The following is a 15,057-nucleotide window of genomic DNA, read 5'->3' as shown; positions in this document are numbered from 1 at the left end:
TCAGAAGGTTAATTCTGTTTCCAGCAGCGTCAGGATGCTTTGTGCATCTTGCGCGGCAAACAACGACTGGCGGAAGTTTTTATTCACCAGTTTACGCGCCAGCTGCGAGAAGACTTTCACATGGTTCATCCCTTCGTTAGCGCCCAGCGTCAGCATAATCACCAGCTCGACTTCGCCCATTTCTGACTGCCAGTCAACCGGTTTCACCAGCCGGGCAATGCTGATACTGGAATGGCGGATCCACTGAGATTTAGTGTGCGGGATCGCCACGCCAAAACCAACGCCAGTAGTCACAATCTCTTCCCGCTGCCAGACATCTTCTTCCAGCTCGAACGGATGTTCAGTGCGCCCGTTAACACCAAGGTTGCCGCACAGGAACTGGATCGCCTGCTCTTTATTGCTAAAGGACTGATCAACAAAGATATTCTCCAGCGCCAGCAGCGGGCGAACGTCTTCTTCCGGCATAAACGCGGTGAGTAACGCTTCAATCTCCTGCGCGCTGCGACATTCACATGCCTGACGCGCCAGTTCCCGACACGCTTCGCTATCCAGTTGACGAAGCTGGCTTTTCACCGCCGGAATGCGTGGGCTACTCATACTTAGCTCATCCAGGCCCAGCCCAAGCAGTAGCGGCAGATAACGGCTTTCACCGCCCAGTTCACCACAAATGCCCACCCATTTGCCCCGCTGATGCGCAGTGGTCACTATCTGCTGCAACATGCGCAGGAAAGATGGCGTAATCGGGTTATACAGCGGCGATACGCGCGGGTTATTACGATCGACCGCATACAGATACTGGGTCATATCGTTCGAGCCGATACTAAAGAAATCGACCTCATCGCAGAAGTGGTCGATGATGTAGCAAACCGACGGCACTTCCACCATGATCCCAAGCGTAATCGTCTCTGCATGACGCAGGCCATCGCGCTTAAGCTCAACGATTGCTTTCTGGATCTCGCTCTTCACCCATAAGATCTGATCGAGACTGTGAACCATCGGGATCATCAACTGAGCGTTGCCAAAACTGGCGGCGCGCAAAATGGCCCGCAGTTGAGTGCGGAACAAGCCAGCAAATTCCGGGTAAATACGCACAGCACGATAGCCGAGAAACGGGTTCTCTTCCTGGGGAATGTTGAGATATGGAATGCTTTTATCGCCGCCGATGTCCATTGTGCGGAAGATAATCGGCTTGTCGCCCGCCGCCAGTAGTACCTGCTGGTACGCTTCAAACTGTTCCTGCTCGTCCGGCGCGCTGTCGCGATCCATATACAACATTTCGGTACGGAACAGCCCGACGCCTTCCGCGCCGTTGGCAAACGCACCTGGTGCTTCCAGAGCGGTGCCAATATTCGCCGCAATATCGATACGCTTGTTATCACGGGAATAGGCCAGCTGCGCGGCAGCCTGCGCCTGTTGCTGCTGACGTTTATCCGCCAGCGTCTGCGCGACCTGGTAATAACCGCTCACCGCGTCATCAGGATTGATCGCCAGCACGCCGCACTGGGCGTCAAGCACCGCAGGTTGCCCGGCATAACGGGCTATCGCATCCAGCGGCAGGCCGCTCAGTACCGGGATCGCCGAAGCTCGCGCCAGAATCAGGGTATGCGAGGTGCGCCCGGTTTTCTCCAGAATCATGCCTGCGAGATTTTTCAAATCGAGGCTCAAAAACTGGCTTGGAGTTAAATCTTCTGCGACCAGAATGGTCGGTTTTTCAAGCAGCAGAGTATTGCGCGGTTTCAACTCCGGCCAGGTGATATGCAGCAACTGTTCGCTGATATCACGAATATCACTAACTCGCTCACGCAGATAATCGCTGGCGGAAGCAGAAAGTTTGTCGCAAACCTGCTCCATATTGCTGACGATCGCCGCCCCCAGCCCCTGATGTTGTTCCGCCATCAGACGACGGATATTCCCCGCAAACTCTTCATCCTGAATCAGCGACAAATGGGCGCTAAGGATGGTTTTGCTTTCGCCGTCACGCTCACGCAGTTGCTGGTTCAGTTGCTCGGCAAGCGTTGCCAGGCTGTGTTCCAGGCGAGTGGAGTCTTGCGCACTGGCAGGGATCGCCCGATAACTGTCGAGGCTGTCGCTCTGCAACAACGTTAACGAACCAACGCCGACGCCGCTCGCCAGCACGTTACCGTACAGCAAATCAGGGTTAAGGCGACTTAATGAACGTGGCAGCGGATGCGCCGTCAGTTCTGCCTGCGTCGGCTGAACGCTGTCGCTATCGATAAAGCGCACCTGGATATACTCTTCGAGTACGCGCCGCGCCTGCTCTTCGTCGCTGCCGCTAATGCTCAGGCTGCAACTGTCATTAAATAAGGTGCCGGTGCCAATCAGCGCCAGTGAGCTTTTGGCATCGGCCTTTGCGTTCTGGCGATGGTTAATAAAAGTGATTTCGCTTTGCCACTGGCTGCACTGCTCTTTAAGTTCCCACGCCGGACGAGCATGTAGACCGTTAGGCAAAGGACAGAGAAATTGAATCGTTAACATAACCGCTCCGGGTTAATCAGGAGATCATCTGAAATCCGTCAGTTGAACAACCGTCTCACGCGTAAGACGTTGAATAAGGGCAGATAAAAGCTGCTGCATCTGCAAGATGTCGCGGCAGTCGGCAATCGATGCGGCGCAATGTCCATGGCGGGTTGCTGGCCCCATCACCACTGTGGGTACGCCAGTACCGGTTAAGTGCACCGCTCCACCGTCCGTACCGCCGTTACTGAACATATCCGCCTGTAACGGCACGCCAATTTCTGCCGCCACGGTTTCGATCCAGGCGGTGAGTTTTGGCGGCGCAATCAGTGACTTGTCGCTTAACACCAGCATCGGGCCGTTACCAATCTGGCGATGGTTAGCCGCGCCATAATCAAAGTTTTTCGCCCAGCAGGCGGTATCAAGCACAATGGCGACGTCCGGCGACACCGCGCGGGTGGCGGTTTGTCCGCCGCGTAATCCCACCTCTTCGCTGGAACTTGCCACCAACCACACTTCCGCAGGCAGTTCGGCGTCGTGCAGTTCGCGCAGTAAGGTCACTAACAGGTAGCAACCGAGACGATCGTCAAAGGCTTTCCCCATCACCCGCTGGTGAGGGAGAACCTGAAAAGTGGTATCAAACGTGACGCGATCGCCTGGACGAATTCCTGCCTGCATCACTTCGTCATAGGAGCGCGCGCCAATGTCCACGCGCATGGCGCTAACGTCATTCCCCTGCCTGTCGCCATCAAGCAGACCGGGAATTTTGCACTCTTCACGGGTGGTGATCCGCACCGGCTGAAGCTGACGGGCAGCCATGCGTACATTGCCAACCGGCAACACATCGATCGCCCCTTCGCGGGAGATGCTGCGCACCATAAACCCCACTTCATCCATATGCGCGCAGATCATCACCTTCGGACCTGTCGATTCATTCAGGCGGATCAGAACCAATCCCAGACCGTCAAATCGCACTTCTTTTTGCAGGCGATCCGCTTCATCCAGCAGGATCTGCCGGACTTCCTGTTCCGAGGAGGCGATCGCATCTGCCTCGCTCAACGCTTTTAATAGCGATAAATCCATTATGCATCTCCCGTGAGCAACACTGTTTTCGGCATGGCGTAGAGCACTTCTGCGCCTTGCGGGGTAACCAGCACAACATCTTCGATGCGCACCCCCCCTTGTCCTGGCAAATAAATCCCCGGCTCTACGGTCAGTAACATGCCTGGCTGGAGCATCGTGGTATCACGTGGTGAAAAACGCGGATCTTCATGAACGTCAATGCCGATAGCATGGCCGGTGTTATGACCGAAATACTCGCTAAAACCTGCCTCTGTAATCACCCGGCGCGCGGCGTCGTCAACCTGCTGGCAACGCACGCCGGGGCGAATCGCGGAGATTGCCGCCTGCTGCGCTTGCAGGACAATCTGATACACACCAAACAGCGGGTGAGATTCGGCGCTCACCCCTTCGCCATTCACCAGCAAGGTGCGCGTCATATCAGAGCAGTAGCCCTGATACAGCGCACCGAAATCGAGAGTGACAAACTCGCCCGCTGCAACAATCTTGTCGCTGGCTTTGCCGTGCGGCAGCGCCCCACGCCAGCCACTGGCGACAATGGTGTCAAAGGAGGCTTTTTCTGCGCCCTGCTGGCGCATAAACCACTCCAGTTCAGCGGCTATCTCGCGCTCGCTCATCCCCGCCTGAATAAAGCGGCGAATATGCTCCGCTCCGCGATCGGCAATCCCACAGGCGAGGCGGATTTTCTCCACCTCCTCTGGCGTTTTGATTTGCCGCAGCACATCCGGCGTGGCGCTTACCAGTTTCGCATTGAGTTCAGACTGCCAGCGGTGCGCGGTTTCCCAACTCACCTGCTGGCCTTCAAAACCGAGCGTTTGCAACTGCTCATCGGCAATGATTTCATTGACGATAGTGGTAAGCGTGTTCGTCGCGTCAAGCAAATGCAGCTGGTAGCCTTGCGTACGAGCTTCCACCTCCGCGTAATAGCGCGAATCCACCAGAATGTGCGTACTTTCACGGCTAATCACTACATAACCTGATCCGGTGGAGCTCCCCAGATGCGGCTGTTTGTTCTGTCGTGAGGAGAGAAGCACCGCATCCAGTTGTTGCGCCTTAAGCCAGTCACGCAGCGAAGCGAGTAATGTCATCTGGATTTTCCTTCTTACAGGCTATCGATTAACAATTTGCCTTTGCGGAACATCATCAGACGCAGGAACACCACCATCAGCGCGGTAATGATTGCCCCCAGCGCGATCCCCGCCATGTAGACGCCCAGATTAGTCACCAGCGGCCACACCCAGATTGCTGATTCAGGGAACCATTGCACTGCGCCCAGCCAGACAGCAGCGGTGGAACCGACAATCGCGCCGACCATATAGGACGGAATGGCGGTGATGGGGCTTTCCAGCGCAAACGGAATCGCACCTTCACTGATCCCCATAAACGCCAGGAACATCGCGGTTTTACCCTGCGGATAAAGCTGGGCGTTAAACAGGCGTTTGCCGGTTAAACGACGGTCGATAATAGTCGCCAGACCCAGACCAATCGGCGGAATAACGATAGCGATAGAACGCGCGGTAACCGGTAATACGTGGTCAGTGGTAAAGCTGAAAGCAACGAAACCTGCTGCTTTGTTGATTGGGCCACCGAGGTCGATTGCGGTCGCTGCTGCGATACCCATCGCATACATCAACGCACCCTTCTCTCCTGCGGCGGTCAATACGGCACGGATCCCACCGTTGATCCAACCACCAAATGGGGTGATGACGTAATACATCGCCAGCATGACAAAAATGGCGGAAAGAATCGGTAGCAAAAATGTGGTTTTGAACGCTAACAGGAAATCCGGTAACTGGATTTTCTGGTTCATCCACTTCACGAGATAACCCGCAACGATGGAAATAATCAGTGCACCAATGAAGGTAGACGGCACCGGTGAAGAGGTCGCCCACTGCATAGTACTGGGATCAAAGTTCAGCAGTTGCGTTGGCTGGGTAGACATCAACCCGCCGATAAACCCAGCCGGGAACGCCAGTTTGCCGCCGATAGAGTTCGCCACAAAAGCGGCAAACATCGGAATGGCAAAACCAAACAACACGCCGCCGAAGGACTGCGACAGCCAGGCAAATTTCAGTAAGGAGAGGTCGAAACCGGAAAATTTCCCGCTATTAAGTGCATCCATAATGCCAATGTCAGCGGGAATTTTTAGCCAGCTATAAGCAATCAGCTGGCTGAAAGCGAGGATCACGCCGCCCATAATTAAGGTCGGCACCATGCGTGAAATCCCTGACATCACATGCTGCGGAAGTTCACCCCAGAAGCTGCTTTTAGAGGCCTGCGGATTCTTAATTGCCGCTGCCGCACCGGATGCGCCAGGCACAACGGTTGCACTGCGTTTTTTAATGGCCATAACAATTATCCCTGTCGAAAATTACGGTTGTTCAGCGGCAATCATCTCTTCGATTTCTTTGATGATGCCCGCAGCGTTTTTAATTGCGTCCTGCAAAGTGATTTCATAAACGTCGCGGGATTCGAAACGTTCGTTATCTTCCGGGGTAACAGCTACGGAGTGGATGATGATGGTTGCTTCGGCGATATCCTGCGCCGTCAGGCGATTCTGGATGCCGTCTGCGCCCTGGGTTTCAATCTTCACTTCATAGCCAGCTTCCACTGCGGCCTCTTCCAGCGCCTGAGCCGCCATAAAAGTGTGCGCAAGGCCCATCGGGCAGGCACATAAGGCAATCAGTTTCTTACTCATCGTTATTTCCTCGTTCGTTTATAGTTAACGAGTGAAATTATGAACGTGCAAAACAAATTGCCGTTACCAGACAAATAATGCATTTACTGGAGAATTAATCCCGTAGTGCGGAAGTGTGACGCAGGTCGGCCTTGTGATGAAACACAAAGAAAAATTGAACTAACCGCATGATTTAAAAGGTTATCGGGAGAGTTGCCTCCCGATATGGCAGGAAGGATTTACAGGACGTACCCTAAGGTCTGGCGTAAATGTGCGCCTGAGCCGAGAAGACCCGGATTGTCATGGACGATGAGATAAGCCGGAATATCATGGACATATTCTTTAAAGCGGCCTTTGTCTTCAAAAGCGGCACGGAAACCAGAGGCTTTGAAGAACTCAAGGAAACGCGGCACGATACCGCCTGCAATATACACGCCGCCAAATGTGCCGAGATTGAGCGCCAGATTGCCGCCAAAACGGCCCATAATCACGCAAAACAGCGACAACGCGCGGCGGCAATCGGTGCAACTGTCGGCCAGCGCGCGTTCGGTAATATCTTTTGGCTTGAGATTTTCTGGCAGGCGGTTGTCGGCTTTCACAATCGCGCGGTACAAATTCACCAGGCCTGGTCCAGAGAGCACGCGTTCAGCAGAGACATGGCCTATTTCAGCACGCAGTATTTCGAGAATAATGGCCTCTTCTTCGCTGTTTGGCGCAAAATCAACGTGACCGCCTTCGCCTGGCAGGCTTACCCAGCGTTTATCGACATGAACCAAATGCGCCACTCCCAGCCCTGTTCCGGCACCGTAAACCGCGATAGGTTTACCTTCAACCGGTTCCTTACCACCAAACTGGATCAGATGCTCTTTTTTCAGCATCGGGATCGCCATCGATACAGCGGTAAAATCGTTAATAATTTCCAGATGGCTAAAACCGAGATTCTTTTTCATTTCGGCAATTGAGAACGCCCAGGTATGGTTGGTCATTGCCACCCAGTCACCGGTAATTGGGCAAGCGATGGCAATACAACCGTCTCTCACCTCGACCTTATGTTCTTCGAGATAAACGCGGATAACCGCTTCCAGGCTGGGATAATCAAGCCCAGAATAGGTTTTAGCCTGCGAGATTTCACCACTGGCAATATCACACAGAGCAAGACGTGCGTTGGTGCCGCCCACATCACCGACTAATGCATACTTTGTCATTCTTCTACTGCTCCGCTAAAGTCAAAATAATTCTTTCTCACACTGTAAATACCTGGGAGCCTAACAACAACGCCGGAAAGGCGGGCTCCCTGTAAATATCGATCTGGGTCACACTATTACTTTATCGTTTCAGCACCAATTGCAGCGATGCCTTTATGCAAGCTGGGCAAACTAAGTATCTGACCCCGCATAAGGAATAGAACATGCTCCATTCGCGAGCCAGAACCATGTTGTTATTATCGCTTCCTGCCCTGGCAATTGGGATTGCGTCCAGTCTTATTCTGATTGTGGTGATGAAAATCGCCTCGGTATTACAGAATTTACTCTGGCAACGACTGCCGGGAAGTCTGGGGATAGCCCAGGATTCACCGCTGTGGATCATCGGAATATTAACGCTGACGGGGATCGCAGTGGGACTGGTTATCCGTTTCAGCCAGGGTCATGCCGGACCAGATCCCGCCAGTGAACCGCTGATCGGCGCGCCAGTCTCCCCTTCTGCGCTACCAGGGCTTATCGTAGCATTAATTCTCGGTCTTACCGGTGGTGTCAGCCTGGGGCCGGAACATCCGATTATGACCGTTAATATCGCCCTCGCGGTGGCGATAGGCGCTCGTCTGTTGCCTCGAGTTAACCGGATGGAATGGACTATTTTAGCCTCAGCCGGAACTATCGGTGCGCTATTTGGCACACCTGTCGCGGCGGCGTTGATATTTTCGCAAACCTTAAATGGCAGTAATGAAGTGCCGCTATGGGATCGACTCTTTGCGCCGTTAATGGCAGCGGCGGCTGGTGCGCTGACGACAAGTCTATTTTTCCATCCTCATTTTTCGCTGCCCATTGCGCATTACGGACAGATGCAGATGGCAGACATCATCAGCGGTGCGATTGTAGCGGCGATTGCCATCGCTGCGGGGATGGTCGCCGTATGGTGTCTGCCACGGTTGCACGCAATGATGCATCAGATTAAAAACCCTGTGCTCATGCTCGGGGTTGGCGGGTTTATTCTCGGTATTTTGGGCGTTATTGGTGGGCCGGTTTCACTGTTTAAAGGGCTGGATGAGATGCAGCAAATGGTGATGAATCAGGCTTTCAGCACCAGTGATTACTTTTTACTGGCGGTGATTAAGCTCGCCGCTCTGGTCATTGCCGCCGCCAGTGGGTTTCGTGGCGGGCGAATCTTCCCGGCAGTGTTTGTTGGCGTGGCATTAGGTTTGATGCTACATGAACACGTTCCCGCAGTCCCGGCGGCAATTACTGTCTCCTGCGCTATTCTCGGTATGGTACTGGTGGTAACGCGCGATGGTTGGTTAAGCCTGTTTATGGCGGCGGTCGTTGTACCTGATACCAATCTGCTACCGCTACTTTGTATCGTTATGCTTCCGGCATGGCTATTACTGGCTGGTAAACCAATGATGATTGTGAATCGCCCGAAGCAGCAACCACCCCACGATAACCTTTAGCAAAAAATGCTCTCCATCATGATTTAAGAGTTATGGCGATGAAACGGGGCTTTACCTCCCCGTAATATTGCGTTAACAGGCCGCTGATGGCTTCGATCGTGAAGGAGAATAACAATGTTCAGGTCACTGTTTCTGGCGGCCGCCCTGATGGCTTTTACCCCGCTTGCGGCAAACGCAGGTGAAATTACCCTACTGCCATCAATCAAATTACAAATTGGCGATCGCGATCATTACGGTAATTACTGGGACGGTGGTCACTGGCGCGACCGTGATTACTGGCACCGTAATTACGAATGGCGTAAAAACCGCTGGTGGCGTCACGATAATGGCTACCACCGTGGCTGGGATAAGCGTAAAGCGTATGAGCGTGGCTATCGTGAAGGCTGGCGCGACCGTGATGATCATCGCGGGAAAGGCCGTGGACACGGACATCGTCATTAAACACATCCACTAATGGAGCACGATGCCTGATGCGACGCTGGTGCGTCTTATCAGGCCTACAGCCCCACTCCATTGAACGCGTAGGGCGGATAAGGCGTTTTACGCCGCATCCGCCCGTGGTGTCTGATGCGACGCCCGTTCAACTACAACCCCAGCGCCGTTCCCACCAACAGCCAGATATTCAGCGCCACTACCAACACCACAATCACCCAGCCAGTCTGTTTTACGCGTTTGCTGTTCACCAGATCGCCCATCAACTTACTGTCACTGGTGAAAATCAACAGTGGAACCAGCGCCAGGGCGATACCAAAACTTAGCAGCACCTGGCTCATGACCAGAATTCGTGTCGGATCTAATCCCATCAGGATGACAATAAATGACGGCAACATGGTAACTGTCCGGCGCACCCACAGCGGGATATGGAAACGAATAAAACCCTGCATCACCACCTGCCCCGCCAGCGTACCCACCACCGTTGAAGAAAGCCCTGCTGCCACCAGGCTTAAACCAAAGACTGTCGCTGCAGCATTGCTTAACAGCGGTTGCAGCGTCAGGTAGGCTTCGTCAAGATCGGCGACACCAGTATGGCCAGAAAAGTGGAACGCAGCAGCAGCCGTTGCCATCATCGCCAGATTGACAAAACCAGCAATAGTCATGGCAATCGCGACATCCCATTTGGTGGCTGAATAACGTTGCTGGCGTGACCCACCATGCAGATGCTGGGTCAGCGAAGAGTGCAAATAAATCACATGCGGCATAATCGTCGCCCCCAGCACACCCGCAGCCAGGAAGACCGCCTCTGAGGTAGGTAAACTCGGGATCACCATTCCTTTACCTAACTGCGCCAGGTTAGGCTGGGAGAAGATCAGCTCAACAATGTAAGCCGCTGCGACAAACAGCAGTAGCCCGCCAATCACTTTCTCCAGCGGTTTTTGCCCGCGACGTTGCAGCATTAAAATCAGGAAGGTTGCGATACCCGTTAATACGGCACCCTGCAACAGCGAAACCCCAAGAATCAGTTTGAAACCGATAGCCGCGCCAATAAATTCCGCCAGGTCGGTAGCCATCGCAATAATTTCTGCCTGAACCCAATAGAACCAGACGACCGGACGCGGGTAGTGATCGCGAATTTGTTCCGCCAGATTTTTACCGGTGGCAATCCCCAGCTTGGCCGAGAGGATCTGAATCAGCATCGCCATCAGATTAGCCCAGACAACAACCCACAATAGCTTATAGCCGAAGCTGGCACCCGCCTGAATATTGGTCGCAAAGTTGCCGGGATCGATATAACCAATCGCCGCAATGAACGCAGGTCCCATTAATGCGAGCCTCATCTTGCGCGCCGCCCGTCCGCTGCTACTCTCAACGCGATAGTTCGTCATCTTGTTGTGCCTCTAAAACATAGCCTTTGCTATGTTTCATGCTATGTCAAACGAGAATGATTATCAAATTCATTTAAATGGGTTGTGATGATTTCTCTGATAGACCAGGATTATGACTAAGAAAAGATTGATGGCTTGAATGTTATTTTTATGTTTAATGTTAGCACATTTACATAACTTTCCGCTTCCATACACAACATAGCAGAAATGTAGGACAGCTCACTATTTTTGAAGCTTGTCACAGGACGTCATTATAGTGTGTGTCAGATCTCGTTTTCCTGAATCATGTTGCATAGAATGTGCACGGAAATTTAACCTGCCTCATATTTGGAGCAAATATGGACCGCGTCCTTCATTTTGTACTGGCACTAGCCGTTGTTGCGATTCTCGCATTGCTGGCAAGCAGCGACCGCAAAAAAATTCGTATCCGTTATATTATTCAACTGCTTGTTATCGAAGTATTACTGGCGTGGTTCTTCCTGAACTCTGACGTTGGTCTGGGCTTCGTGAAAGGCTTCTCCGAAATGTTCGAAAAACTGCTCGGATTTGCCAACGAAGGTACTAACTTCGTCTTTGGTAGCATGAATGATCAAGGCCTGGCGTTCTTCTTCCTGAAAGTGCTGTGCCCTATCGTCTTTATTTCTGCGTTGATCGGTATTCTCCAGCACATTCGCGTGTTGCCGGTGATTATTCGCGCGATTGGTTTCCTGCTTTCCAAAGTCAATGGCATGGGCAAACTGGAATCCTTTAACGCCGTCAGTTCCCTGATTTTGGGACAATCCGAGAACTTTATCGCCTATAAAGATATCCTCGGCAAAATCTCCCGTAATCGTATGTACACCATGGCAGCAACAGCGATGTCCACCGTGTCGATGTCCATCGTTGGCGCATACATGACGATGCTGGAGCCGAAATACGTCGTTGCTGCACTGGTACTGAACATGTTCAGCACCTTTATCGTACTGTCGCTGATCAACCCTTACCGTGTTGACGCCAGCGAAGAAAACATTCAGATGTCCAACCTGCACGAAGGTCAGAGCTTCTTCGAAATGCTGGGTGAATACATTCTGGCAGGTTTCAAAGTTGCCATTATCGTTGCAGCGATGCTGATCGGCTTTATCGCTCTGATCGCCGCACTGAACGCACTGTTTGCCACCGTGACTGGCTGGTTTGGCTACAGCATCTCCTTCCAGGGCATCCTGGGCTACATCTTCTATCCGGTTGCATGGGTAATGGGTGTTCCATCCAACGAAGCACTGCAAGTGGGCAGTATCATGGCGACCAAACTGGTTTCCAACGAGTTCGTTGCGATGATGGATCTGCAGAAAATTGCTTCCACGCTTTCTCCGCGTGCAGAAGGCATCATCTCTGTATTCCTGGTATCCTTTGCTAACTTCTCTTCTATCGGGATTATCGCGGGCGCGGTTAAAGGTCTGAACGAAGAGCAAGGTAACGTGGTTTCTCGCTTCGGTCTGAAACTGGTTTACGGCTCTACGCTGGTGAGCGTACTTTCTGCGTCAATCGCAGCACTGGTGCTTTAAGTCCAATACATTCATTAAAAAAGCCGGGGAATGTTCCCCGGCTTCAGTTTGTTGACAACGTGTGCTCTGTTTATGCCGGATGCGGCGTAAACGCTTTATCCGGCATACAAAACATCGCAAATTCAATAGATTGTGATTCCCATCCAGGCCTGATAAGCATAGCGCATCAGACAGTTTACTGGTTGTCATCAGCCTCAAATGCCGGGGATAATCCCCCGGCTTTTTTACGCCTGTTAATCAGCTAATGGCTGCGGGCGACCAATCAAATACCCTTGCAGATATTGCACCCCAAGTTTATGCAATAACGCCTGCTGCTGTTGCGTTTCGACAAACTCCGCTACCACGCTTAACGACTTCGCTTTCGCCAGGTCGGTAATTGACCGCACAATCATCGCATCCAGCGTATTAGTTACTATATCTTTCACAAAGACGCCATCAATCTTGATGATATCGGCCTGCAAACGTTTTAATCGCTCGTAGTTGGCATAACCAGTGCCAAAGTCATCAATCGCAATACGGAAGCCAAATTTATGCAGTTGCTCGATGTTGTACATGCTGCTCTCTGCATTTGAAAACGCCTGCTCCTCGGTGATCTCAAGAATGACTGTCTCCGGGGAGATGTGATAACGCTTAAACAGACGAATAATCCGCCCGGCAATATTCTTTTGCAACAGCGTGAGCGGCATTAAATTGACTGAAAAGCGCGGTCCTTTTTTGTCGCAAGGGTGTGTTGCCAGCCACTTCAACAAGGATTCCAGCACTTGCAAATCAAAACGCGCGCTAAGGTTAAACTGGGCGATAAGCGGCAGAAATTTATCCGGCGTCATAATGCCGTCGTCATATTTCAGACGCGCCAGGATCTCATCATAGCCCTGCCCCTCTTTGTTACGAATGGGCTGGGCGTAGAGAAGCAAATCACCATTATCTAACGCCTTACGAATGGTGTTCAGCAACAGTACCTGTTTGGTGGTCTGCCCGGACGCCATCTCCTCTCGATTATCCAACGCCAACACGTGGTGATGAACGCAGGATTGTTCCTGCCAGCCAGCTTAACTGCCCCAACATAGGCTGCAGGGTTTCCTGATTGCCATCAAAACGCCCCCAGGCGGCACCATAGCCCATATCCAGACCGGTGTTGTTCCAGTGAATCTGCCGACTATTGAGGATGTTAACCATATGCTGTAGTCGGCCTTCCGTTTCCGGCCCGGTCAGTACCAACAGCAATTCACTGCCCGGCAGTTGATACAACTTTTCGTTTTCCTGCATCAACGGCAGCAAGGTACGGTAAATTGAGCGGATACAATGAACACGCATCACCAGACCGTAATGACGACTCATAAACTCAAGATTATCAATACGCAGGCAGCAAAAACTCTTTCCCGCCTCCTGCTCCTGCGATTGCTCCAGTGCACGAAAGTTGGGTAATAGCGTTAATGGATCGGTCAGGGTCTGCAAATGCCAGCGGCGATTAAGCCATTCACTTCGATGGTAAATACGCACCATGTAAAGCAGGCAAACGCTAAAGGAAATCAGCACCGCGAGAATAAATGCCAGCGAATATTCAGTTTCGACCCCTTGTAAAAAATTCTGGTTGTAATTCAAGAGGAAAAGAGTCGAAACAGCCCAGGTGAGATTTAAAAACGGATAACGAAGTTTACCAACACCAAGGGTAAAGATGATGAAGAAAACGGGCACCAGGTAACCGGCAATAAAGTCGTTTTCATAAGGCGTACACATCAGAAGTAGCAGTACGCTAAGAGCCGCCAGCCAGCTTAAAGTAAATGCACGTTTCTCTTTGTTCAGCGACGGGGCGATATCCCTGCGCCACAATATCTGCGCAAAGTGGGGGCTTACAATCATGCGAGTGAGATAGTAATAGAGCATGTTGTAAATCAACACTGCCGTGAAAAGGCTAAGTAAATCAACGACCGTGAAAATAGCATCTGCATCGCCGAAAAATGTCGATATCTTTAGCGGGAAATCAAAAAAGCTACCCACCAGATACATGCTGCCTTTGATGCCAATCGGCGTCACTAAACCAAGCCAGAAGAGACGTCGCCAGACGTATCGGGTGGTCAACCCATAACGCCAACGCGTTCCTAACTGCCAGCGTAATATTGCACAGGCACACAGCACTACAAATGTCTGGCTACCGAGCATGACGGCAGTTTGCAAAAATGAGAGATGGAAATTCCACAGATTAGTGCAAAACATCCCGCATAAAACAGGAACAACACCACGCCAGCCAAAGATGAACAATATTGACAGCATTACGCACAGTGGCATCCACGCCAGAAAGATATAGCTGGAGTGGATAACGGCAAGTGGCGAAATAAAACGGGATAGCTGAATAAGTACCACGGTGAGCGTAAACGCCAGTGTGAATATCTTGATATTTTTTATCAGATTATGCTCCACAAACATGAGTAGACTACTCTCACTGATCGGGGTTTTCAGGCACCCAAATAATAAGTTTATTCGCATCGCGAAGCAAACAGGAGTCGGCCTGTTGCCGCTTTTTCATCCAATGATGCTTTCACCAGGCGGCACTAACCCGGGCGTAGACTGTATTACAAAAGCGGCAAAAATCAGAGACAAAAAACCCCCGCTTCACAGCGAGGGTTTGAAATTTGGTGGAGCTAAGCGGGATCGAACCGCTGACCTCTTGCATGCCATGCAAGCGCTCTCCCAGCTGAGCTATAGCCCCACGATGCATTTACGTACCAAATTTGCTGGGTGCAAAATTTGGTGGAGCTAAGCGGGATCGAACCGCTGACCTCTTGCATGCCATGCAAG

At 51.9% G+C, this 15,057-nt stretch carries 11 protein-coding genes, 1 tRNA gene and 1 pseudogene; 3 read left to right on the top strand and 10 right to left on the bottom strand.

Annotation, left to right across the window (positions count from 1 at the left end; genetic code table 11):
• The 6 genes from ptsP to glk form a co-directional block, all read right to left on the bottom strand.
• Complete coding sequence (gene ptsP, locus HEN21_RS19690; RefSeq protein WP_176252337.1) at nucleotides 1–2,496, bottom strand: phosphoenolpyruvate--protein phosphotransferase; 2,496 nt, start codon at nucleotides 2,494–2,496, stop codon at nucleotides 1–3.
• Nucleotides 2,497–2,520: 24 nt separating this feature from the next.
• A complete protein-coding gene (gene ypdE / locus HEN21_RS19685) occupies nucleotides 2,521–3,558 on the bottom strand; it encodes an aminopeptidase (protein WP_176252336.1) in 1,038 nt (345 codons plus the stop codon).
• Entirely contained in the window at nucleotides 3,558–4,643 is a 1,086-nt protein-coding gene (ypdF, locus tag HEN21_RS19680; RefSeq protein ID WP_176252335.1) for an aminopeptidase, read from the bottom strand. Before ypdF ends, ypdE begins: the two co-directional genes overlap by 1 nt.
• Before the next feature lie 14 nt (nucleotides 4,644–4,657).
• Nucleotides 4,658–5,905, bottom strand: a complete 1,248-nt coding sequence (locus HEN21_RS19675) for a PTS fructose transporter subunit IIC (RefSeq protein WP_176252334.1) — start codon at nucleotides 5,903–5,905, stop codon at nucleotides 4,658–4,660.
• A 21-nt stretch (nucleotides 5,906–5,926) separates the two neighbouring features.
• Nucleotides 5,927–6,253, bottom strand: coding sequence for a PTS fructose transporter subunit IIB (locus HEN21_RS19670; RefSeq protein ID WP_000038454.1), 327 nt, complete (start codon nucleotides 6,251–6,253; stop codon nucleotides 5,927–5,929).
• A 218-nt stretch (nucleotides 6,254–6,471) separates the two neighbouring features.
• Nucleotides 6,472–7,437 (bottom strand): glucokinase, encoded by a 966-nt coding sequence (gene glk, locus HEN21_RS19665; RefSeq protein WP_176252333.1) that lies wholly within the window; start codon nucleotides 7,435–7,437, stop codon nucleotides 6,472–6,474.
• Nucleotides 7,438–7,640: 203 nt separating this feature from the next.
• Here glk and HEN21_RS19660 point away from each other — a divergent pair, with 203 nt between their 5' ends.
• On the top strand, nucleotides 7,641–8,897 hold the full coding sequence (locus HEN21_RS19660; protein ID WP_176252332.1) for an ion channel protein: 1,257 nt from the start codon (nucleotides 7,641–7,643) through the stop codon (nucleotides 8,895–8,897).
• Nucleotides 8,898–9,011: 114 nt separating this feature from the next.
• Nucleotides 9,012–9,338 carry a DUF2502 domain-containing protein YpeC gene (gene ypeC, locus HEN21_RS19655; protein ID WP_000490072.1) on the top strand — a complete coding sequence of 109 codons (327 nt, stop codon included), beginning with the start codon at nucleotides 9,012–9,014 and terminating at the stop codon, nucleotides 9,336–9,338.
• Between the two features lie 143 nt (nucleotides 9,339–9,481).
• Here ypeC and HEN21_RS19650 read toward each other — a convergent pair whose 3' ends face one another.
• Together HEN21_RS19650 and HEN21_RS23635 are read right to left on the bottom strand one after the other, a co-directional pair.
• Nucleotides 9,482–10,720 (bottom strand): Nramp family divalent metal transporter, encoded by a 1,239-nt coding sequence (locus HEN21_RS19650; RefSeq protein WP_000186355.1) that lies wholly within the window; start codon nucleotides 10,718–10,720, stop codon nucleotides 9,482–9,484.
• On the bottom strand, nucleotides 10,701–10,760 hold the full coding sequence (locus HEN21_RS23635; RefSeq protein WP_423779531.1) for a hypothetical protein: 60 nt from the start codon (nucleotides 10,758–10,760) through the stop codon (nucleotides 10,701–10,703). Before HEN21_RS23635 ends, HEN21_RS19650 begins: the two co-directional genes overlap by 20 nt.
• Nucleotides 10,761–11,058: 298 nt before the next feature.
• On the opposite strand from HEN21_RS23635, the gene nupC reads away from it, so the two are divergent.
• Nucleotides 11,059–12,261 carry a nucleoside permease NupC gene (gene nupC, locus HEN21_RS19645; protein ID WP_010351048.1) on the top strand — a complete coding sequence of 401 codons (1,203 nt, stop codon included), beginning with the start codon at nucleotides 11,059–11,061 and terminating at the stop codon, nucleotides 12,259–12,261.
• A gap of 233 nt (nucleotides 12,262–12,494) precedes the next feature.
• Here the strand turns inward: nupC and HEN21_RS19640 are convergent.
• Nucleotides 12,495–14,685 (bottom strand): annotated as a pseudogene (locus HEN21_RS19640) (bifunctional diguanylate cyclase/phosphodiesterase).
• A 207-nt stretch (nucleotides 14,686–14,892) separates the two neighbouring features.
• Nucleotides 14,893–14,968: transfer RNA gene (locus tag HEN21_RS19635), tRNA-Ala, on the bottom strand.
• Between the last annotated feature and the right edge of the window lie 89 nt (nucleotides 14,969–15,057).

It is taken from the genome of Escherichia sp. 93.1518, from assembly GCF_013368915.2.
GTDB classification, from domain to species: domain Bacteria; phylum Pseudomonadota; class Gammaproteobacteria; order Enterobacterales; family Enterobacteriaceae; genus Escherichia; species Escherichia ruysiae.
The sequence above is the reverse complement of the archived record's forward strand: the minus strand, read 5'-3'. Positions and strand labels throughout refer to the sequence as shown.

Excerpts from the sequence above, each read along its gene's own strand:
- HEN21_RS19670 (WP_000038454.1), bottom strand. The coding sequence starts at position 6,253 with ATGAGTAAGAAACTGATTGCCTTATGTGCCTGCCCGATGGGCCTTGCG.
- ypeC (WP_000490072.1), top strand. The coding sequence starts at position 9,012 with ATGTTCAGGTCACTGTTTCTGGCGGCCGCCCTGATGGCTTTTACCCCG.
- glk (WP_176252333.1), bottom strand. The coding sequence starts at position 7,437 with ATGACAAAGTATGCATTAGTCGGTGATGTGGGCGGCACCAACGCACGT.
- HEN21_RS19660 (WP_176252332.1), top strand. The coding sequence starts at position 7,641 with ATGCTCCATTCGCGAGCCAGAACCATGTTGTTATTATCGCTTCCTGCC.
- ypdF (WP_176252335.1), bottom strand. The coding sequence starts at position 4,643 with ATGACATTACTCGCTTCGCTGCGTGACTGGCTTAAGGCGCAACAACTG.
- nupC (WP_010351048.1), top strand. The coding sequence starts at position 11,059 with ATGGACCGCGTCCTTCATTTTGTACTGGCACTAGCCGTTGTTGCGATT.
- ptsP (WP_176252337.1), bottom strand. The coding sequence starts at position 2,496 with ATGTTAACGATTCAATTTCTCTGTCCTTTGCCTAACGGTCTACATGCT.
- ypdE (WP_176252336.1), bottom strand. The coding sequence starts at position 3,558 with ATGGATTTATCGCTATTAAAAGCGTTGAGCGAGGCAGATGCGATCGCC.
- HEN21_RS19650 (WP_000186355.1), bottom strand. The coding sequence starts at position 10,720 with ATGACGAACTATCGCGTTGAGAGTAGCAGCGGACGGGCGGCGCGCAAG.
- HEN21_RS19675 (WP_176252334.1), bottom strand. The coding sequence starts at position 5,905 with ATGGCCATTAAAAAACGCAGTGCAACCGTTGTGCCTGGCGCATCCGGT.